The 23,005-nt window shown below is 32.4% G+C and carries 15 protein-coding genes, 1 tRNA gene and 1 pseudogene; 16 read left to right on the top strand and 1 reads right to left on the bottom strand.

All coding sequences use genetic code 11. The annotated features are described in order from the left end of the window. The first annotated feature begins 1 nt into the window (after position 1). From recR to IPK06_07655, 7 genes are all read left to right on the top strand, one after another. Positions 2-598 (top strand): recombination protein RecR, encoded by a 597-nt coding sequence (recR, locus tag IPK06_07685; protein ID MBK7979874.1) that lies wholly within the window; start codon positions 2-4, stop codon positions 596-598. After that, the gene (locus tag IPK06_07680; GenBank protein ID MBK7979873.1) at positions 599-1,336 is read left to right on the top strand and encodes a class I SAM-dependent methyltransferase; all 738 of its coding nucleotides are present in this window, start codon (positions 599-601) and stop codon (positions 1,334-1,336) included. Continuing rightward, positions 1,312-1,899, top strand: a complete 588-nt coding sequence (locus tag IPK06_07675; GenBank protein MBK7979872.1) for a hypothetical protein — start codon at positions 1,312-1,314, stop codon at positions 1,897-1,899. Before IPK06_07680 ends, IPK06_07675 begins: the two co-directional genes overlap by 25 nt. Before the next feature lie 50 nt (positions 1,900-1,949). After that, a complete protein-coding gene (locus tag IPK06_07670; protein ID MBK7979871.1) occupies positions 1,950-2,408 on the top strand; it encodes a hypothetical protein in 459 nt (152 codons plus the stop codon). Positions 2,409-2,440: 32 nt separating this feature from the next. Beyond that, a complete protein-coding gene (locus IPK06_07665; protein MBK7979870.1) occupies positions 2,441-3,319 on the top strand; it encodes a hypothetical protein in 879 nt (292 codons plus the stop codon). A 205-nt stretch (positions 3,320-3,524) separates the two neighbouring features. Next, positions 3,525-3,725: a hypothetical protein gene (locus IPK06_07660; protein MBK7979869.1), complete on the top strand. Its 201-nt coding sequence runs from the start codon at positions 3,525-3,527 to the stop codon at positions 3,723-3,725. 115 nt (positions 3,726-3,840) lie between these two features. Then, a tRNA-Gln gene (locus IPK06_07655) sits at positions 3,841-3,911 on the top strand. Between the two features lie 133 nt (positions 3,912-4,044). Here IPK06_07655 and serA read toward each other — a convergent pair. Next, positions 4,045-5,290: pseudogene (serA, locus tag IPK06_07650) on the bottom strand (phosphoglycerate dehydrogenase). A 357-nt stretch (positions 5,291-5,647) separates the two neighbouring features. Between serA and IPK06_07645 the strand changes: the two are divergent. The 9 genes from IPK06_07645 to IPK06_07605 all read left to right on the top strand — a co-directional run bounded on the left by IPK06_07645 (position 5,648) and on the right by IPK06_07605 (position 22,992). Beyond that, positions 5,648-6,967: an extracellular solute-binding protein gene (locus IPK06_07645; protein MBK7979868.1), complete on the top strand. Its 1,320-nt coding sequence runs from the start codon at positions 5,648-5,650 to the stop codon at positions 6,965-6,967. Further along, positions 6,964-8,442, top strand: a complete 1,479-nt coding sequence (locus IPK06_07640; protein MBK7979867.1) for an ATP-binding protein — start codon at positions 6,964-6,966, stop codon at positions 8,440-8,442. Before IPK06_07645 ends, IPK06_07640 begins: the two co-directional genes overlap by 4 nt. A 9-nt stretch (positions 8,443-8,451) precedes the next feature. Then, on the top strand, positions 8,452-9,903 hold the full coding sequence (locus tag IPK06_07635; protein MBK7979866.1) for a sigma-54-dependent Fis family transcriptional regulator: 1,452 nt from the start codon (positions 8,452-8,454) through the stop codon (positions 9,901-9,903). A 143-nt stretch (positions 9,904-10,046) separates the two neighbouring features. Next, complete coding sequence (locus IPK06_07630) at positions 10,047-12,059, top strand: cellulase family glycosylhydrolase (GenBank protein ID MBK7979865.1); 2,013 nt, start codon at positions 10,047-10,049, stop codon at positions 12,057-12,059. Between the two features lie 11 nt (positions 12,060-12,070). Then, positions 12,071-13,360, top strand: coding sequence for a T9SS type A sorting domain-containing protein (locus IPK06_07625; protein MBK7979864.1), 1,290 nt, complete (start codon positions 12,071-12,073; stop codon positions 13,358-13,360). 52 nt (positions 13,361-13,412) lie between these two features. Then, a complete protein-coding gene (locus IPK06_07620; GenBank protein MBK7979863.1) occupies positions 13,413-15,746 on the top strand; it encodes a T9SS type A sorting domain-containing protein in 2,334 nt (777 codons plus the stop codon). A gap of 175 nt (positions 15,747-15,921) precedes the next feature. After that, positions 15,922-17,481: a sodium/solute symporter gene (locus tag IPK06_07615; GenBank protein MBK7979862.1), complete on the top strand. Its 1,560-nt coding sequence runs from the start codon at positions 15,922-15,924 to the stop codon at positions 17,479-17,481. 2,294 nt (positions 17,482-19,775) lie between these two features. Next, a complete protein-coding gene (locus IPK06_07610) occupies positions 19,776-20,186 on the top strand; it encodes a T9SS type A sorting domain-containing protein (GenBank protein MBK7979861.1) in 411 nt (136 codons plus the stop codon). A gap of 85 nt (positions 20,187-20,271) precedes the next feature. Next, a complete protein-coding gene (locus tag IPK06_07605; GenBank protein MBK7979860.1) occupies positions 20,272-22,992 on the top strand; it encodes a TonB-dependent receptor in 2,721 nt (906 codons plus the stop codon). Positions 22,993-23,005 lie beyond the last annotated feature (13 nt).

Raw genomic sequence — 23,005 nt, 5'->3', positions numbered from 1 at the left:
TTTGGAAATTGCAGAACCAATTAGAGTATTGATTGATGAGTTGAACAAACTTCCGTCTATTGGTAAAAAAAGCGCCCAAAGATTGGCGCTTCATCTTGTTAAAAAAGATAAGAAAGAAATTGAAGATTTAATTAAAGCGCTTTCGGATTTAAAGGACAAAATCAAATTTTGTAAAACGTGCTTTAATCTTTCTGCCGAAGAATATTGTTCGGTTTGCCAAAATCCTAAAAGAGATAAATCTACAATTTGTGTTGTTGAAGATGCTAGCGATATTATAGCGATTGAAAATACAAATGAATTTAGCGGAATTTACCATGTTTTAGGCGGAGTTCTTTCACCGCTTTCCGGAGTTGGTGTTGAAAATCTTAAAATAAAAGAATTAGTAGAAAGATTGAAAAACAATTACGTTAATGAAATTATTTTGGCGCTTAATCCCGATACCGAAGGAGAAGCAACTTCGCTATATCTTGCAAAACTTCTGAAACCGCTGAATATAAAAATAACAAGGCTTGCAAGAGGTTTACCAATTGGCGGAGATCTGGAATTTACGGATGAAGCGACTATTGGTCGCGCCGTTTTAAATAGAATTGAAATATAAATGCAGAATGAATGGTTTAAGGATTGGTTTTCATCAAATTATTATCTTGATGTTTACAATCATAGAAATGAAAATGACGCCGCGCAAATTGTTAATTTAATTTTATCTCAGATTAGTCTTAAGGAAAATTCCAATATTCTCGACGCTGCTTGCGGAATTGGACGTCATGCGGTAAAATTTGCGGAAAATAAGTTCAATGTAACGGCTTTTGATTTAAGCAAAAATTTATTGAGCATCGCAATTCAATGTGCTTATGATAAAAATCTTAAAATAAATTTTATTGTAAGTGATTTAAGAAATTTTTTTGTCGATGAAAAATTTGATTTAGTCGCAAATCTGTTTACAAGTTTCGGCTATTTTGAAACGGACGATGAGAATTTTAAATTTGTTAAACATGCTTTTCAAATGCTTAACGAAAGCGGCTACTATGTTTTGGATTTTTTAAATAAAGAATATTTGCAAAAAAATATTGTACCGTTTTCTAAAAAAAATATTGACGGCAAAAGAATTTTAGAATCCAGAAAAATTGTAAATGGCAGAGTAAACAAGGAAATACTAATTTCGCATAAAGATAATGAAGTTAAATTTTCAGAATCTGTAAGACTTTATTCATATAATGAATTAGTGCGGAATTTTTCTCAAATTGGATTTAAAATTTTCAAAAGTTTTGGAGATTATAACGGCAATAAATTTGACGAAAAAGAATCAAAAAGATGCATAATAATATTTCAAAAATAATTTTTCTGATCATATTTTCCGTTTCTATTTTGTCTTGTGATCTGTTAACCACACGAAATGCGGAAGATCCCGAAACGGTAAGATCAAGTTATATTTCGGCAACAACACCGGATCAGCTTTTTATAAACCTAAAAAATTCTTTCTCGGAAAAAATTGAAAAGGATTATATCAGCAATTTTGTGGATAGTTCATTTCTAAAATTAGAATTTAAATTCACACCTTCATCAGAGGCAATTTTAAAATATAATATTCTATCCGATTGGAATTTGGATTCCGAAAAATCATACTTCAGAAATTTGATAAACGGTCTTTCAAAAAATGAGCAGATTGTTTTAAGTCTTCAATTGGTTTCAAATTCGGTTTCCGAAAAAAGTGAAAACAGAAATTATAATTATTCAATTACTTTGCCGTTCGAAAATGAAAACATCCCGAATTTTTATAAAGGCAATGCTTTTTTTAATATTCGTTTAGATGATAATAACCAATGGGTTATTGTTGAGTGGATAGATAATAAGACTGAAGATTACCCAAGCTGGAGCGAATTAAAAGGTAGATTTTATTGATCCTTGCAAAAAAAAATATCGCCTTTTTATTTTTAACAAGCCAGATATTTATATTAAGCTGCGTCAATCCTTTCGCGCCGGAAATTGACAAAAATATTGGCAACGAATCCGCATTAATCAGCGATTTAAGCACAATAGACGGCGTCTTTAATAATCTCCAATATGCTTATACTTTTAAAGACACCACAATTTACGGCAGTTTGCTGGATCCCGAATTTACATTTTCATACAGAGATTATGAAAGCAATATAGATAACGCGTGGGGAAGAGAATTGGAAATGAGAACAACTTACGGATTATTCAACAATGTAGAACGACTTGATTTGATTTGGAACAGAATTGTTGCTATTTCCGCCGATTCAACCAATGTTACAAGAAGCTTTAATTTAACTGTAACATTTAATCCTACCGACATACAATTTATTGACGGAAAAGTTAATCTTCAATTGCAAAAATCCGAGGACAATAAGTGGAAAATATTAACTTGGATTGATGAATCAAATTTTTAGTAAATTTAATTATAAAAAATTGGTAAAGTTTTATGATATGGTATTATATTAAAGAAACAATCAGCTCTTTGTTCAAATCAAAATTGGCATCTCTGCTGATAATTTCAACAACGGCAATAGCAATTGTTTTCGTTACATTTTCAATTGGTCTGGTAATTTTTTCAAAAATTATAAATTCGAATTTAAAAGATAATATTCAGATCAGCTTGTTTGTAAGCGATAGTTCTAACGAAACGCAAATTAAGCAAATTGAAAACAATCTTGATAAAAACATATATGTTGCCTCCAAAACTTTTGTAAGCAAAGATGAAGCTTTAAAAATTATGAAAGAAAAAACCGGACAAGATTTTTCGTCTGTTTTGGAAGCAAATCCGCTGCCCGCTATGTTTCAAGTTAAATTGGTTGCCGATAGTGTAAATCCTTCAACCATAGAACCGATTATCAATAATCTTAAAAAAATAAACGGAATTGAAGATGTTGTATATGATTATACACTTACATTAAAAGTGCTTAATTATATAAACGAATCTAAAAAGGTTATTTACATTATTTCTTTTATTCTTGTTTTACTTTCAATTTATTTGGTTTATTCAAATAATAGATTATTGTTAAGTTCGAGATTGAATCAATATACCGCTATGAAGTTGGTTGGCGCAAAGTTAAGCACTATAAAAATACCTATTATTCTTAATGGAATATTCATGGGAATTTTATCTGCTATAATCTGCATAATCTTTTATTTTATTATTGAAAAATTTTTAGTACAAATCTATGCCGCGCAATTTATTAAAGAAGAAACATATTACATTGTTGGGCTAATATCAGCCATTGGAATAGTATTGGGCTTTTTAGGAAGTTATTTATCGACATTAAAAGTCTCGCTTAAAGTAAATAAATCAAATAGAATCTGAACAATGTTTACTTAGTTTTTGGAATTATTTACGTGTAATATTGTGTTTCAAATCAAAAACCTACATTTATAGTGTTTCATAACGAAACATTAAATTCGATTTTTTTCATTCCAATTTGATACAAATCACAAAAATCAAACAAAAATCAAAATTCTTTTTCTGGCATAATTATGGACACACAAGGAGAAAATTCAACGGGGAGAGAATGATTAAGTCAAATTCAGCAATTGAAAAATTAAATAATTCAAGTGTGATTTTAGATGAATACGTTAATGAAAATCCTTCCAAATCAATTTCAAATTATATTGAAAAAGTAAAATCGGCTGATATTGAGCAAGTAAAAATTTATCTTGGATTTGTATATTTTGCTGCGTTGTTATTCTTTTCTTTCTCACTTTTTTTCTAATCGCAAAATAAAGATTTATATTTTTATAAAAGAGAAATCCATTCATTTGGATTTCTCTTGTAAATTATCCATCAATTCTTTCTAAAAATTTCTTAAATTTGTTAACCTAAAAAATTGCCCTGTGGTGTAATGGTAACACAGAGGTCTCTGGAACCTTTGTTTCGGGTTCGAATCCTGACAGGGCAACAAAAAAATAAATTCATGTCAAGTTCGAATTTTTCAAAATAACTTCTCGAATCTTCCTATAAAGTTAAGTCAGTAAAGTTTGGCTCTAAAAAATCTTGCGATTATAACTTTAACAATATGAACCAATATAAAATTACAACAAAACTCTTGTCTTAATAGTTTCGGGAATTGATTTTAGTTCACGAATAATTTCTTCTGTTTGTTCTTTCCCGTCAATATCGATTATTACATATCCTATATAAGGATCAGTTTGTAAATACTGCGATGCAATATTTAGATTTCTTGATGTGAAAACATTTGTGATTTTGTTTAATACTCCCGGCTGATTTTTGTGAATATGCAAATATCTTTGTCGATCAATGTTTGGTGTTAGTGATATTTGAACAAAATTTGTCGCGCCGATTGTAGAACCGACGTCACAATAATGCACAAGTTTATATGAAACTTCTAAAGCAATATTCGCTTGTGCTTCAATTGTGCTACCGCCGATATGAGGCGTGAGTATTACATTTTGAAATTTCTGCAGCGGGTTAACAAATGGGACTTTATTGGATGAAGGTTCTTCGGGATAAACGTCAATTGCCGCGCCGGCAATATGCTTTTGTTCCAAAGCTTGGTAAAGGTCGTCTAAATTAACAACGGTTCCGCGTGCCGCATTTATCAATAATGAACCTTTTTTCATTAATGATAATTCCCGGGCGCTGATCATATTTTTTGTTGATTCGTTTTCGGGTACATGTAAAGTAACAATATCGGAGACTTTTAACAATTCATCCAAACTTGAGCATGCTGTCACATTTCCATAATTCAGCTTTTTTGTTATATCATAATAGAAAACATTCATTCCCATTGCTTCAGCAAGAATTGAAACTTGCGAGCCAATATGTCCGTAACCAACAATACCCAAATTCTTACCTCTTACTTCAAAAGAATTTGACGCGTCCTTTTCCCATTTCCCGTCATGCGCATTAAAATTTTTCTCGGGAATTCCCCTAATTAAAAAAAATACATTCACTTATAACCAATTCCGCAACTGATCTTGTGTTGGAAAACGGTGCGTTGAAAACCGGAATTCCATATTGGCGCGCCGATTCCAAATCAACTTGATTTGTACCAATTGAGTAACAACCGATTGCTACTAATTTTCTTGCGTGAGATAAAACTTCTTCAGTAAGGTTTGTTCTTGAACGGATTCCAATAATATGAACATCTTTAATCTTTTCTATTAGTTCATCTTTTTCAAGAGATTTTTTATGGCACTCAACATTGGTGAATCCATGTTCGGCAAAAAAATTATGCGCGTTTTCGTGTAAACCTTCAAGCAGTAATATTTTTATTTTATCTTTAGCTAATGAATAAGTTTTATTTTTGATTCCCATAATTACTCGTTTTGCAATAAACTACCACAACTAAATTAAGCAGTAAGTATTGGCGTATTTCCTAATTATTAAAAGGTATAATTATATATTTAAGTCAAAATTTATGTGCGAATATAATTAAACTTTCCCAAAATAATTATCAACATTCTTTAATTTTATTCGAATTCGGCTCAATAAATAAATTTATATAACAATAATGATTGAAAAAATACGGCTTGAATTTGCTTTTCAAGGAAATAATTTCACATTGTGGAAAATTTTATCTAAAATAAAATCCTTTTCTAAAACCTTTTAATGAATCAAAAAATTTGTCTAATTTTCATTTTGAAATTCGAATGACTAAAACTTTACAAAAAAATGAACAAGAACAATAGAAAATTTTATATGGCTGTTTCATTTACAGCGGCAATTGTTCTTGCGGGAATATTTTATTCGACATTATACAGTTTTTCAAACCTTACAAAAAACGATTCTGAAATTGTAATTACATACGCTGATAATATTTCATCCGCGCATAAATACTTAATCGAAAAGTTCAATAAAATCAACAAAGGGAAAATACGAATTGAACCAATCGATCTTCCATTCAGCAAATTCAGCACAAATGAAAGAAAAGAATTAATTGCCCGATCTTTAAGAAGTAAAAGTAAAAAGTTGGATATTTTTGCCGTTGATTTAATTTGGACCGCCAGATTCGCTAAGTGGGCTGAACCGCTAGATAAATATGTAACACCAAATGATACGACTGATATATTAAGTCAACCTCTGGAATCATGCAAATTTAATAATCATTTGTTTGCATTGCCGATTTACCTAGACATAGGAACAATATTTTATAGAAAAGATCTTATCAAACAGATTCCCAATTACAAGGCATTTGAAAAAAAACTTTTAAATGGAATATCATGGGATGAATTCATTGATTGCCGAAAATATTTTAATCTGGATAAAAACCAATACTACATTTTTCCCGCTGATAATTATGAAGGTCTGGTTTGTTCATATATGGAAATACTTTATAATTTTTCAAATAATTTTAATATTACAGATAGGTTCGATATAAAATCGGAAGCAAATAGGAAAACATTTAAGTTTATATATGATCTCTTCAACACAAAATTTTTAACTCCATTAGATGTAACTGAATTTAATGAAAACGAATGTTATGAATACTTTGCAAAAAATAATGCCGTATTTCTTAGAGGCTGGCCAAGTTCGGAAAGAGATTTTATTTCAATGTTTAATGTTGATAATCTAGATTCATTGATTGGAAAAGCTCCTATTCCGCATTTAAAAGGAAAAAAGTCCGTTTCGGTTTTAGGCGGTTGGAACTTAATGATCTCCAAATATAGCGAACATAAAAGTGAGGCGTTTCAATTCATTAAATTTATAATCGATGAAGAATCGCAAAAAAAGATGTATGAAATCGGCGCTTATCTTCCTACTCTGAATTCAATTTATAGAGATAATGATTTTATTAAGAAATATCCCGGTTTAATAACAGATAAATCTTTGTTAAATGAAGGAATTCACCGACCTTTGATTGAAGATTATACTAAACTTTCAGATGTAATTTCGTATTACGTAAATAAAGTAATTAAGAAAGATATTACAATAGATGAAGCTCTTGAAAAAGCAGACGAAACAATAAAAACCGGCAGAATTATAATTCGATGAAAAAAAACACACTATCGGAAAATTTTGGCAGATACAGATTTGAATTTAAGCATTTGACTGTATTACTTATAATATTGATAGCGTTTCAGATTATTTTATCAATTATTCAGAAAACATCGTTGGAAAATTTTTTGGATAAAACTCAGAATTGGTATCAAAGAGATTCCGCTGAAAGAATGGCAAATTTAAACACAACGTCTTTAGAATTATTGGTTGAAAACCTTAACAGCAATGTTGAGAAAAATGAAGAAAGCAGAAAGAAAATTATCCAATCTTTCAATATCATATTCAGTCAGCAAATGCTTGAGCCTAACGTAAAACAAACATGCCTAATAATTTTGAAAAAAGATGTTCCGTTTATAATAAATGATGGAAAAGTATTTTATGATTTTTTAAATCATAGAACCGATGAACTTTTACCAGTTAATTCCAAATTTAAAAAAGCAGCCGATTTGTTTTTAGAACACAAAAATGAATTAGTAAAACAAGAGGAAATTTTCAGCATTTTGGATAATAACCAGAATTTTCACATTCTGGTTCCTTTCGTTCCTCACGGAGAGTTTATTGGCGTATTCTATATGAAAAATAAACCGGATTTTAAATTTATTACCGAAGAAATTTTATCAAGTTACGACGAAGTAGCAATTATATATACTTCTTTAATTGTGCTGGGATTGCTTGCAATGTATTATATTTCTTCTTATACGGTTAAAGAAAGGGATGAAGCGAAAACATTATTTTATGAAGAGCGCGAAGAACATTTGAAAGATCAAATAGATCACAATAAAGAGGCGATGTTTACAAAACGTATTTATCATACTCATCATAAAGCAGAAAAAGTGATGGGATTTATTAAAGAGGATTTGCGGCATTTAACAACTGAGAATATTTCTTCTTCCAAAGATAAGTTGAACAAATACGCAAATTTCATTTCACGAGTAATTTATGATATGAAATGGTATGATCCGCCAATTCATACAATTCGAAATCCGATTTTTTCAACGGACATTAATGAAGTAATTAAATTTATTGTAGATAATTTATTTTTAAGAATTTCCAAAAGCACAAATGTTTTCAGTTTTAGGTTAAATTTAGATAAAAAAATTCCAAGCGTTAAAATCAATGAATTTGTCGTTTGGGAAATTCTCGAGCCTTTAATTCAAAACTGCATTGATCATGCAAAAGTTAAAAATGTTGTAATCACAATTTCAACCAAATTCGATGAGGAAAAAAGAATTTCATATATTGAAATTAGAGATAACGGAATAGGAATTAATTCAGAACTGCTTAAGTTAAATCCCGAAGGTGTTAAGAGAATATTTTCGGAAAGTATTTCTACAAATGACGAAATATCCAACAGAGGATACGGCTGCTATATTGCGCATCAAATGGCGACCAAAAGATGTCTTTGGAACATAGATGCCGATAACACGCCGGAAGGCGGCGCAAAATTCCTGCTGATGATTAAAAATTAGGAGAAGTTAATGCTTAATGAAAAAGTAAAAATTCTATTGATTGAAGATGAAGATTTTGATGTAAGAAGAGTAAAAAATACAATTGAACTTATGCATCAAAATTTAGAAATAATTGATATTGTTTCAAACGGACTTGACGCGTTGAATTTAATAAGAGAAAAACCTTCCGCGTTCGACGTAATAATTATGGATTACCAAATTGCCGGCGGTTTGCGCGGTGAAGAGTTAATATTGGAAATTAAAAAAATAGACTATTCAATTCAAATTGTTGTGATTACCAAACTTACAATTGATATGACTGATTTTGATTTTGCTAATAGATTATTAAATGCCGGAGCTTTTTGGTACTGTACAAAATATCCCGGAGATATTGAAAAGTTTATTTATCAGCCTACTGACTTTTTAATAAGCCTTTTTAATGGTTATGAAAAACGCAAATTGGAACTCAAAAATTTAATTTCAAAAAGCAAATTGAAAGAAAATATTGACGAAATCTTAATGCAGAAAAAAATTATTGGAAATAACGAAGTTACAAAACAGTTATTGGATCAAATTGAAAAATACGCTAAGACGGATGTAAATATTTTAATTTATGGAGAATCCGGCACCGGAAAAGAATTGGTCGCAAATAATATCCATTACAGAAGCAACAGAAAATATGAAAAATTCGTACCGATTAATTGCGGAGGTTTACCGCACGATTTAATTGAAAGTGAATTATTCGGCTATGAAAAAGGAGCATTTACCGGCGCGGTTAATAAAAAACTCGGACTTTTTGAAATTGCCAACAACGGTACAATATTTTTGGATGAAGTTTCCGAATTGCCGCCTTCTGCTCAAGTAAAACTGCTTCGCGTAATTCAAGAAGGTGAAATAGAAAAAATAGGCAGAACAGATAGAATTAAAGTCAATGTAAGGATTATTGCCGCAACTAATAAAAATCTTGAAGAGTTGGTTCGTGAAAATAAATTTAGGGAAGATTTATATTACAGATTAAATGTTGTTCCAATAAAAATTCAGCCATTAAGGAAAAGACAATCTGATATAAGTGAACTTATTGAACATTTTTTATTGCGTTTCAGCAGAGAAATGAGTTTGCAGAAACCTTCATTAGATTCGTCGGGAATGGAATATCTTTTAAACTACAGCTGGTTTGGAAATGTAAGGGAATTGAAAAATGTTGTTCAGCGACTATTGTTTTTAGATTCCAACAGAATAGATGAAAAATTAATTAGAGGAGTATTAAGTGCCGAATTATATAAAGAAAGTAAAGAAGGCAATATTTTCAATTTCGATTTAATTAAGGACATTCTGCCTTTAAAGGATTTGGAAGTTGAATTTAGGCATCAGTATTTTTCTTATGTGCGGGAAAAAAGCGCTTCCGACGCGGATGCTGCAAAAAAATTGGGATTAGCGCCTCCCAATTATTATAGAATGAGTAAGGAACTTGGCCTCAAGTAAATTATTAAAATAATAAAAGCAATTATTATAAAAATAATTTTTGGAACAGAATATTGACTACAATCTGAATTTTTAGAGTAAATTAACACATTTAAATTTCGGCTTATTATTTGAATACTTTTTTCTTTTTAATCTTTTTGCTTATGAAAATAAAACACACTATATATAAAATTTTATTTATCCTCTTCATTTTATCAAACTTTAATTTTGCCCAAGGTTTTTTACACGCCGATGGAAAAAAAATACGTGATGGTAATAATGAAGAATTTTTGCTCAAAGGTATTGGACTGGGAGGCTGGCTTGTTCAAGAAGGTTACATGCTGAAAACCCCATATTCAATAATGGGAGCTGAACACGAAATTAGGAATGAAATTTCCAAATTGGTCGGCGAAGCAAAAACTGCCGAACTTTATTCAGTTTACCATAAAAATTACGTTCGCGAAATTGATATTGAAAATATTTCTAAATGGGGATTTAACTCAATTCGTCTGCCGATGCATTGGGCTAAATTAATTCAAAATTCCAATCCATTAACATTTTCTGAAGAAGGTTTTGCGACTATTGATTCCCTTTTATTTTGGTGTGAAAAAAATAAAATTTATTTAATACTTGATTTGCACGCAGCTCCCGGCGGCGAAAGTGATGAAGCAATTAGCGATTATGACAACACCAAGCCATCATTGTGGGAAAGCGAAGAAAATAAAACACTTACTGTAGAGCTTTGGAAAGAAATTGCAAAAAGATATTTCAATAAAGAATGGATTGGCGGTTATGATTTAATAAACGAACCAAAATGGGATTTAGGATCGGAGAATAAACCTTTGCGGGAATTGTACGAACGTATTACCGATTCCATTAGAACTGTTGATACAAATCATATTTTATTTATTGAAGGGAATTGGTACGCTACCGATTTCAATGGCTTAACTCCCGCTTGGGATAATAACATGAGTTATAGTTTTCATCGTTATTGGAATTCTAATGACCAGGGGACAATTCAATATTTGGTAAATTTACGTGATCAGTATAATGTTCCCTTATGGCTTGGCGAAACCGGAGAAAATTCAAATTCATGGTTTTTAGATTGCATAGAACTAATGAAAAAAAATAATATTGGATGGGCTTGGTGGCCTCATAAAAAAATAGATAATGCTGTCGGTCCGCTTTCTGCGCCAATGTATAATGGTTATCAAACTTTATTGAATTATTGGAATGGAACAGGTTCAAAACCTAATGAACTTTTTGCTTACGCAACGCTTTTAGGTCAATTCGAAAATTTGAAATTTGAAAAATGCACATTTCAACCTGATGTTGTTGATGCTTTAATTAGACAAATTTCTGATAAAACTTCATTACCATATAAAGAAAATGTAATTCCGGGAAGAATTTACGCCGTTGATTATGACCTTGGTCCCAGACTTGTAAGTTATAATGATGCTGATTATGACAATACAAAAGGTTTGGGCAATGCTGAATGGAACACCGGCGGAAAATATAGAAACGACGGTGTTGATATTGAAAATTGCACAGATCAAAACACAAATGGATTTAATGTAGGATGGATTAACACCGGAGAATGGTTAAAATTTACTGCCGATGTTAAAAATGACGGATATTATAATCTTTCAATCAGAACTTCCGCAAATGAATCTGGAGGAAAAATTCTTTTTGCCGTTGATGGCATCAACATTACTGAATTTATCGATATCCCGTTAACAAACGGCTGGCAGAATTGGAAAACTACTGTTCTTAATGATTATTATCTTACTCAAGGGAAACACGAAATTACAGTGAAGTTTTATTTTACAGGTTATAATTTTAATTATTTTGAATTTACTCAGACAACAGTCGGAATTAAGAATGACAAAAATATTCCGGAGAAATTTCAGCTTTTCCAAAATTTTCCAAATCCATTTAACCCAACAACCGTAATTAAATATTCTGTGCCGAATTTTACATCAATAACCAGTTCTAATACGGAATTAAAGATATTTGATACACTTGGCAGACAAATAAAAACATTGGTAAATAAAGTACAGCCCGCGGGAATATATGAAGTAAATTTTGATGCGTCGGAACTGCCGAGCGGAATATATTTCTGCGAATTAAGTTGTGGAAATTTTCTTCAAACTAAAAAAATGCTGCTGCTGAATTAATTTTGAAAATTATGAAAAAAATAAATTTGAACTTTGCGAGAGCTATCATTTTTAGTTTCTTTTTTTTATCTAGCTTCAGCTATTATGCGCAAAACGATTCGACATATTTGAAATTGATTAGTCCAAATGGAGGCGAATACTGGACTGTGGGCTCTTACCCAATAATAAGTTGGGAAAGCAAAAATATTACATTGATTAAAATTGATATATCATTAGACAATGGCTTAACTTGGAAAAATATTGTACCATATGCAATTGCGTCAAACCAGTCCTATGCAAATTGGAAAATCCCTGATGATACTTCATCGATGTGTTTAATAAGATTGACAAAATATGATGATGCAAAAATTACAGACAGCAGTGAGTCGGCTTTTACAATCAATAATGATTCAAGCGTTACAAAAATTGTTGTAATTGGATCATCAACCGCGGCAGGAGTTGGTGCAAGCAAAGCCGATAGCTCTTGGGTAAATAGATACAAAAAATATTTAGTTCAGAAAAACACAACCATTCAAGTTATTAATTTAGCGGTTGGCGGTTACACAACATATGATCTGATGCCGGATGGTTTTGTTCAGCCGACAGGAAGACCTTCACCTAAAACGTCCTCAAATATTACAAAAGCATTATCTTATAATCCTAATGCAATAATTATCAATCTGCCTTCAAATGACGTAACGCAAGGATTTCCTATTTCCGAACAGTTAACAAATTATGATACTATTTTGGCAAAAGCCGCGGCAATGAATGTACCGGTTTGGATATCAACGACACAGCCGAGAAATTTGACAGAACTTCAGAGAAATCAGCAGATGGCAATGAGGGATTCAACCTATGCAAAATTCGGCAGTTTTGCAATTGACTTTTGGACAGATTTAGCAAATGAAGACGGAACGGTTAATCTGCTTTATGATTCAGGCGACGGTATTCATTTAAATGATTCTGGACATAAAATTCTATTCAACCGTGTTTTAGATAAGAAAATTTATGAGCAAATTACTAATCTTTTAGCAGTAAAAGAAATTGAAATAATTCCGGTTAAATTTGAATTATTCCAAAATTATCCAAATCCGTTTAACCCGTCCACTACAATTCAATTTACTTTATTAAGCGATTCAAAAGTGACATTAAAAATATTTAATATTCTCGGTCAGCAAATTTCAACTTTAATTGACGCAAATTTGAAGTCGGGTGTTTACAAAAGTATTTGGAATGCTTCAAACAATGCAGCGGGTCCATATTTTTATCAGTTACAAGCAGGTGATTTTTTTAGTTCAAAAAAAATGATTTTAGTAAAATAGTTTTAAGCGAATTAAGAATAAAAGTCAAATGAACAAGTAAAAGGATTTTTACATGAAGAAAAATTTAATTTCCTCAATCATAATTTTATCACTTTTATTTTCTGCTAATGTATTTTCACAAACGGCAACATTAAAACGAACTTTAGAGATAAAGAACATAGACGGCATTTCAATTCCGTATCAAAACGGAATACCTCTTTCAACTTTTGAAAAACAAAACAGAAAAATGCTCGATCTTTCAGGCACATGGAAAAAAGAAAGAACTGCCGCAAATGATAATATTACTTTGGCTGATCGTGATTCAGCCGGATATGCGAATTTAATAACAGAAGCAAACGGCAGAAATAATTCTGATTACGACGATTCCGCGTGGGAAGAAAAGCAAATTCCTTCAGTTGAAAATAAAATGAATGAATATCCAAATGCACCTGAATTCTTTAAAGACGGTGTCTGGTACAGAAGAGATTTTTTTGTTGATGAAGAAGACTCCGCAAAATTCGCAAAACTGAATTTTATTGCCGTAAATTACGTCGCCGATGTTTGGGTAAACGGAAATTATGTAGGATATCACGAAGGCGGATACACTCCATTCGCGTTCGATATAAGTAAATTTTTAAATTATGGCGACACAAATAATATTGCAATAAGAGTTGATGTTATTTCTTGGGGTGCAAGAATTGATGTTATTCCACATAAACAAGTCGATTGGTTTAATTACGGCGGAATTATTCAGGATGTTTTTATAGAATTTTCAGACCCTGTTTCTGTTGTAAGAACCAATATAATTCCTGAAGATCTTGACGGGAATATAAAAACACAAGTAGTTATTCAAAACAGAAATGCTATAAGCAAAAATGTTAGAATTGAACTCGAAGTTTTTGAAGCACAAATTGACTCGCAGAATATTTCAACTGAATTTAGTTATGAATTGATTGGGAATAAAGCTGATTTAACCGGACAAGGCAATATTGAAGAAACAATTGACGCGGATTCCGTTAAAGTATTAGAAACAAACCTTCAAATTAATAACCCGAATATTTGGTCTCCTCATTCTCCGAATCTGTATGTAATGAAAGTAAGTGTTTATGACAACGAAACACTGCTTGATCAATACACAACACAATTTGGTGTAAGAACAGTTAAAACTTTTGGAAACAAATTTTTACTGAATGACAGAATAATGTTTTTAACCGGAACTGCCCGTCACGAGGACCATCCGGTTTATGGAAGAAGTTTACCAAAAGAAATTATTTTCAATGATCTTCAGATTGTAAAATCATTAAATGTGAATTTTATACGAACCGCGCATTATCCGAACCATCCGTATACTTACTTAATTTTAGACAGACTTGGAATAACAGCCATGGAAGAAATTCCGCTTTGGCAGGTAGATACCGACGAACCTTGGCAAATACAAAACAACGACAGAAAAATGCATTTACAGATGTTTAGAGAAATGGTTTTTAAAGAATATAACAGACCGTCGGTAATTATGTGGAGTATGTCAAATGAATGTCATGAAGAAACAAACAGATTGATATTTAATCAGATGGTCATTGATGATATAGATCAAAATTACTATGACGGAAGATTAATTTCTCAGTCGCCTGCCGCGGATAATCCTGGTCCGGCAGATGCGACTCAAAGTTTAGTTGATGTTGCCGGCTGGACAATGTATTTTGGTATTTTCCATGGATCAACCTATTTCGGCGGAACTTATAATTTTATTAATCTCGCAAAAACAAATTTCCCGGAAAAACCAATTTTGGATACTGAATTCGGTTATTGGTCATCAGAAAACAATTCTTCATTGCAAACACAAGTTACCGTTGCGGATGAAACATTTAAAGCATTTAAAATCCATGCGGCTTTAAATCAAGACGGGACAGTTAACCAAAACGGTAGTTTAATGGCCTGTACATGGTGGTGTGTATTTGATTGGTACACTGCCGGTATTCCGCGTGGATTCCAAAGCATGGGTTTATATTCTATGGATAGACAGACAGAAAAACCCGTAGCCCAAAAAATAAAATCGCTTTATTATCCTTACTACACAAAAGAGGGTGTTTTAACTAGTTTTAATGAAAACATAAATTCAGAAATACCTAAAACAATTGAGTTAATGCAGAATTACCCAAATCCTTTCAATCCGAATACAGTAATCGAATTTTCACTTCCTAAAAGCGGAAAAGTGAAACTGTCTCTTTTCAATGTCATAGGTCAAGAAGTTAAGGTATTATTTGACGGCATGAAAGAACCTGGTTTGCACAAATTAAATTTCAATGCCGATAAACTTTCATCCGGGATTTATTTTTGCAGACTAAATGTTGGAGATAAAAACTCGGTTCAAGTTCAAAAAACTATTAAAATATCATTGCTCAAATAGTAGGCAAAGGATAAAACAAGTTATTAAAATAATAAGTGGTAATTATTGAAATAATAAGATTTGATTTAAAGTTTTTCATAAATCCTTGATATTTCTTCATAAAACCGCACTTTAAAAATGGCATAATTTTAGCAAATTATTAAAATATTATACCATTAAAAGGGAACGGGGCCCCTTGAGCGGTAATCTGAATATTCTTGATAATTTAATAATTTTGATCTATTTCGCGGTAGTTCTTGCAATTGGTCTATATTATGGAAGATCAAAAGGGAATTCCGTTTTCAATTATTTTCTTGCCGGAAAAAATCTGACTTGGATTATAATTGGTACCTCGTTATTTGCGACAAATATTTCAAGTGAACATTTTGTTGGTTTAGCCGGTGCCGGTTCAGTACACGGTTTATCTGTGGGCTATTTTGAATGGCTTGCAATCCTTATCTTATTTTTATTAGGCTGGCTTTTTGCCCCAATATTCCTCAGAGCAAATATTCAAACGGTTCCTCAATATTTCGGTAAACGATTTGATAACAGAAGCAGATTTTTATTAACCGTTGTTTCGGTTTTATCTTATATATTTACAAAAATAGGCGTAACTCTTTTAGCCGCGACTTTTGTTCTAAAACAAGTTTTGGGTTGGGATGTTTTTACATCTACAATTATTATAATTTTTATAACCGGTTTATACACAGTAATCGGAGGATTAACATCGGTTACTTATACCCAAGTTTTTCAAACAGTAATGTTGATACTAGGAGCTGTTCTTCTTTCAATTTTCGGACTTTCTGCAGTCGGAGGACTTGGACAGTTAGTAGAAAAATTACCGGCAGATTATTTCAGCATTTTTAAATCCGGATCAGATGCTGATGTTCCTTGGACAGGAATAATTTTTGGAGCGCCGATAATTGGAATATGGTATTGGTGCGCCGATCAATATATTGTTCAAAGAGTGCTTGCGGCAAAAGGCATAGAGGAAGTTAAAAAAGGAACAATGTTAGCCGCGTTCTTCAAAATATTTCCAATTCTTTTTTTAATTTTTCCCGGTTTAATAGCCGCTGTACTTTATCCCGATTCAAAAGGTGACACGGCATATTCATTATTGTTAACCGGAGATTTTTTGCCAATTGGAATTAAAGGATTGGTTATAACCGGATTTTTTGCCGCGCTGATGTCATCTTTGTCGAGTTCTTTTAATAGTGCCGCTTCACTTATTTCTTTAGACGTATACCAAATGTTTAGAAAAAATTACAGTGATAGGGAACTTGTTCTGGTCGGCAGATTATCTACAATGATTTTTATTATTCTAGCAATAGCTATTGTTCCTTTTACGAAATTATTTAACATTCAGATTTATTTGTTTTTACAAACAATCCAGTCATTTATTGCGCCGCCAATTGTTAGTGTTTTACTTATTGGTGTTTTTTGGAAAAAAGCAAATAGCAACGCCGCTTATTGGACATTAATAATCGGAGGATTTATCGGATTTCTAAAAATGACAATTACGGTTTTGGACCAGCAGATTGTTTCTAATATTGGCATTCTTAAATTTCTGTATAACATTAACTTTCTGCATTTTACATTTATTTTATTTTTTATAAGTTCAACCATCATGGTTGGAATTAGTTTGTTTAGCTCTGAATTAAATAATGATTATGAAGCCGTAAAAGAATTAACAGTTTTTGAGGAAAAACTGAAAACTGATTTTGCTTCTAATTCTATTAGCAAAATATTGAAATAAAGAATAATTTTTCATCACTAAAACAACTGGTTAAAGTTAAATCTTTAATTGGTAATTTAAACAAATAAAGGAGGCAATACATGAAGAAACTTTTCTTGTTATTATTCACTTTAATGCTTTCAACTGCATTGAATGCCCAATGGGTTGTTCAATCTTTTGATAATGCAGTTAAGCCTAATACCAGTATTGGTACAAACTGGGCAGATACTGCAATTTTAAACACTAACTTCTACACAAATGGTCCGACTGCTTATACTAATTTATATAACAGTGCCGATGCAAAAGTTGGTACCGGATCAATGAGAGTTGATTACCGCGTTGAAGCTTATGATGGTTGGGGCGGTTATACTGTTAGAACCGATTATCATGAAACAGATATAGCTTCAGTTCCTTATTTGGATTTATCTTCCGGAACAGAATTAACTATGTGGGTTAAAGTAACTGCACCCGCTGATACTTCAGCAGGCGGAAGTGTATTTATGGAATTCAAACTCTCAGAATTCGATAATGAAAATCAAAGAGAATACTATTACTATCAACCGAATATTGATTTCTTTGAATCAACCGGCGAATGGCAGAAGATCACATTGCCGTTAGTTCAAACCACTGATAAAACACTTGGTTTTGCTCCGCAAAGCGCTGACGTTGATGGAATATTACAATTTGATAAAGTTAAAGGATTCGAATTTGCAATGGTTTATATTACTGCTGGCGGTCCTGATAATACACCTGTAGTTACCGGTGAATTTTTAATGGATAACTTGAAACTTGAAGGTCAGCGTTACGGCGCGCTCGAAACATTTGACGGAAATTCCGCTTCTTGGAATTTGGATTGGATGGATTGGGCTGGTGCGGATAAAGGTGCTTTAGCAGTTTCTGATGAAAATACAGATTTTGTTGAAGGTACCGGCGCTTTAAAAATGGATTTCACTTTAAGCGCTCCTTATGATTGGGGCGGTTTTGTCGCTGTTGATAAAGAAATTACGGTTCATGATAGTATGGCAGAAAGAACAGGTTTAGTTCTTTATATGAAAAACTTAGTTGCAATGGCTGCTGATTCAGGCAGAGCTTTCATGAGAGTTTTTGTTTTTGAAAAAGATAATGATGCAGGCGCAACGGAAGAATGGATAATTGATCCGGGTATTGACTTGAGCGTTGTTTCGGATTGGACACATTATTACTTACCATTAGTTGTAAAACCAATGGGCGCAAATGATCGTTTCCCACCTAAAGACGGATTCGCTTTAAAATCCAACAACGGAAACGGATTGTTGAATCCTGCAGCTATTTTTAGAATTAGAATTGAGCCTTTCGGAAGAGGAACCGCTGATGGATATTCAGGCGCATTGAAAGCTGATGGTTCTTTATTAGTTGACGTTATGCAGACATCAGGTTTCCAAGTAGCGGATTTTGTAGCTCCGGAAGCTCCTGTTGTTGCGGTTGTTCCTAGTACATATTCAAACTTGGTTACATGGACTGACGTACCCGGTGAATCAGGCGAAAAATATAATGTTTATGCTAGCCAAAGCCCAATTACCGATGTTGAAGCTGAAGGTGTTGAAAGAATCGGAAGTGGAATTAGCGAAAATGTTCAAGTTGTTGAGCACCCTATCGTTTCCGGAAACATTGACAGAGAAAAAACTTATTATTATGCAGTTGTATGTTATGACGCAAAACCGAATTACAGCGAACCAGGTTTATCAGGCGCAGTTGTTAATACCGCAAAAGGCATTCCTACAGTTTCAACTGAAGCTCCTTCTTTTGTAGCAGATGGCGATTTATCTGAATGGGCAGGAATTCGTCCATTTAGTATAAAACCATCTGACGGTACCGCACATACAGTTTTAACAGTAACTGATGACGCGGACTGTTCAATGGATTGTTATGTAGCAGTCGATGCTGAAAACTTGTATGTAGCAATGGACATTACTGACGACGTAGTTAATCATGACCCAGCATTAGCATCTTATGAAAATGACGCGCCGGATTTATTTATCGGATTCTATGATTATACTACTACTCATGTTGGTTATTATCATGGCGATAAACAAGATTATCACTTAAGATTTGGTAAATTCTTGGCAAGAAGCGATCAAAATGATTCAGCATTTGATTCTTTATTAGTTGCCGGTACAGCAAATTACGCTTGGGTTGAAAGAACATTCCCATCCGGAATTGTTATTGAAGCAAAAATTCCTTTTACCGATTTGGCAACAAAAAGAAATTTAGAAACTGGAATTATTGATGATCCTATTACTTGGGAAACCGGTTGGAAAGTTCCTTTTGATTTCTGTATGAATGATAATGACGGTGTAACTAGAGAAGGAATGATTTTCTATTCTGCAAAAGATAACGACCAAGGTTGGCAAAATGTTTCAGTTTGGGCGCATACTTGGATAGGTGATGAAATCGTTGGCGTTGAAGAAATACCAACTATTACAAATCATTTTTCATTAGATCAAAATTATCCAAATCCATTTAACCCGACTACAAAAATTACTTACTCAATTGAAAAACAGGGTGATGTAAAATTAAAAGTATTCGACGTTCTTGGAAGACAAGTTGCTGAATTAGTAAATCAACAGCAAAATGCCGGATCATATGAAGTTAATTTTAACGCTTCAAATTTATCTTCAGGATTATATTTCTATACAATAGAAACCGGTTCATTTAAAGCAACAAAGAAAATGATGTTATTAAAGTAATATCTGTAATACTTGGGCAGCTCAACGGGCTGCCCATTTTTATATTAGATTAATTAAAAACGATACTTAAACCTTTGGAAAAACTATGAGAATAGATTTTCGACTAACTATAAAAAATTATATATCACTTTTCATTTTATTTATTTTATTTTCTTCCGTAATGTATGCCGGTACCACCGGTAAATTATCGGGCAAAATTGTAGATAAAGAAACTGGAGAATCTGTAATAGGCGCAAATATATTACTCGAAGGTACTTTTTTCGGTGCAGCCGCAGATATAGAAGGTGATTATTATATTAACAATATTCCTCCGGGAAAATACACGGTAGTAGTAAGTGCGGTCGGTTATCACAAAACTAGAATTGAAAATGTTGCTGTTAGAATCGACTTGACAACAAAAGTTGATGTTTCACTTGTTTCCGAATCAATTAAAATTGATGAAATTGTGGTACAAGCTGAAGCTCCATTAATTACCAAAGATTTAACTTCAACTTCTGCAATTGTTACTTCAGACGATATTAAAATGATGCCGGTTGAAAATATTGGACAAATTATCAATTTGCAAGCTGGTGTTGTTGATGGTCATTTTAGAGGCGGCCGTTCAAACGAAGTTGCATACTTGGTTGATGGTGTGCCTGTTAATGACGTTTATAACGGTGCAAATGCTCTTCAAGTTGAGAATAATTCAGTTCGCGAATTGGAAGTAATTAGCGGTACATTTAATGCCGAATACGGAAAAGCGCTTTCCGGTGTTGTTAATATAGTAACCAAAGACGGTTCTTCTTTCTATGAAGGTTTTGCATCTGCCTATTTGGGGAGTTATTTTACAAATCATACTGGAATTTTTTATAACCTTAATAAAGTTGACTTTTCTGGTCCTAAAGATTTGCAGTTTAGTTTAAGCGGTCCTACAAAACTTCTTGACGGCTTAACATTTTTTATGACAGGCAGGTACTTTAAAAGCGATGGTTATATTTATGGAAAAAGAGTCTATAATACAAATGATTTTTCTCCAATAATTTTTGATGAAAGTGATCCTACAGCCTTTTATGTATTTCACACAGGCAACGGAAAATATGTACCCATGAATCCGGAAGATAATAAATCGTTTAACGGAAAATTAACATATGGATTGGCAAATTGGAAATTCAGTTATAGTTTTTTCTGGGATGATCATTGGAATAAATATTATAGTCATGATTATAGATTGGCTCCCGATGGTTTGAAAAATCATTACAGAACAAATACAAGCAACAATATTCAAATTTCGTTTTATCCATCACAAGATGTTTTCGCAAGCTTAAAATTGGCATCAAATTTTAATAGATATAATGGTTATTTATACGAAGATGAATTTGATACCAATTATGTTGATCCTACATTATCAACAACTAAATCATCATATACATTTAGACACGGCGGTAATGAAACCGATAGATACAATAGATTTACGTATACAAATACGGCGATATTTTCTTTAGAATCTCAGGTTACAAAACAGCACAAGGTTAAATTAGGTACAGAGTTTACACAATACAAACTTTTTTATCATTGGAAAGACATAAGAAACCAAACTGAAGGAATTCTTGATACAATAACAAATCAGCCAATTTATACAATTGGATATACGAATGTTGGTACGGAATACAATGAAAAATATCAAAGAAGACCTTTTGAATTTTCGGCATATATTCAAGATAAAATGGAATATGATATAATGATTATAAATGCCGGTGTTAGGGTGGATTATTTTAACTCAAATGATTCTTTGCCGATAGATTTGCAGAACCCAAGAAACAATCCATTGTTCTTTGAAAAGACATTGGAAAAATATGGTAAACTTGGTTACGTAAGTTCGGAACCCGAATTTCAAGTTAGTCCAAGATTAGGGGTTTCATTCCCAATTTCAGATCAAGGAGCAATCCACTTTTCATACGGACATTTTTTCCAAATCCCGACTTTTGACGTATTATATACAAACGGCGCATATGTAATTGTAGAAGGCGCTTTAAGTTCCATTATCGGCAATCCAAATCTAAAAGCACAAAAAACGGTTAAATATGAATTAGGAGTTCAACAGGTTGTATTCCCAAATATCTCAGTAGACGCTTCCATTTACTATAGCGATATTAATAATTTGCTTGGAACTGAAGTTATTAAAACATATGACGGTGATCTTTATGGCAGATATTTCAACCGAGATTACGGCAATGTAAGAGGTTTGGTTTTAACACTTGATAAACGATATGCTGATATGTTCAGCGCAAAAATAGATTATACTTATCAGGTTGCGCAGGGTAACGCATCAGATCCGTTGACTAATTTTTACAATCAGCAAACTCAACCTCCAAAAGAATCCAATAAAAAAGTTGTTCCATTAAATTGGGACCAAAACCATACATTGAACGCATCAATTACAATCGGCGATGCAAAAGATTGGACTGTTGGATTAATATTTAATTATGGTTCCGGAATGCCTTATACTGAAGACGCAAGATTTACTCAGAATCTTAGATTTGAAAATAACGGAAGAAAACCAACTGTTTTAAATCTAGATCTTAAAGCAACAAAGACATTGGAAATTTATGGTTTGTTTTTCAATACTTACTTGTTGGTATATAATTTATTTGATATTAAAAATGAATACGGTGTTAGTGCATCAACGGGAAGAGCGGGTGTTGATTTAGGCGCTGAACAATATACTGGTGTTATTTATGGTTTAAATACTATTAAAGAATATTTACTAAATCCTAATGATTACTCAGCTCCAAGACAAGTAAGAATTGGATTCAGCGTTGGTTTTTAATTATAAGGAGTTT

It is taken from the genome of Ignavibacteriota bacterium (genome assembly GCA_016713565.1).
Classification (GTDB): domain Bacteria; phylum Bacteroidota; class Ignavibacteria; order Ignavibacteriales; family Melioribacteraceae.
The sequence above is the reverse complement of the archived record's forward strand: the minus strand, read 5'-3'. Positions and strand labels throughout refer to the sequence as shown.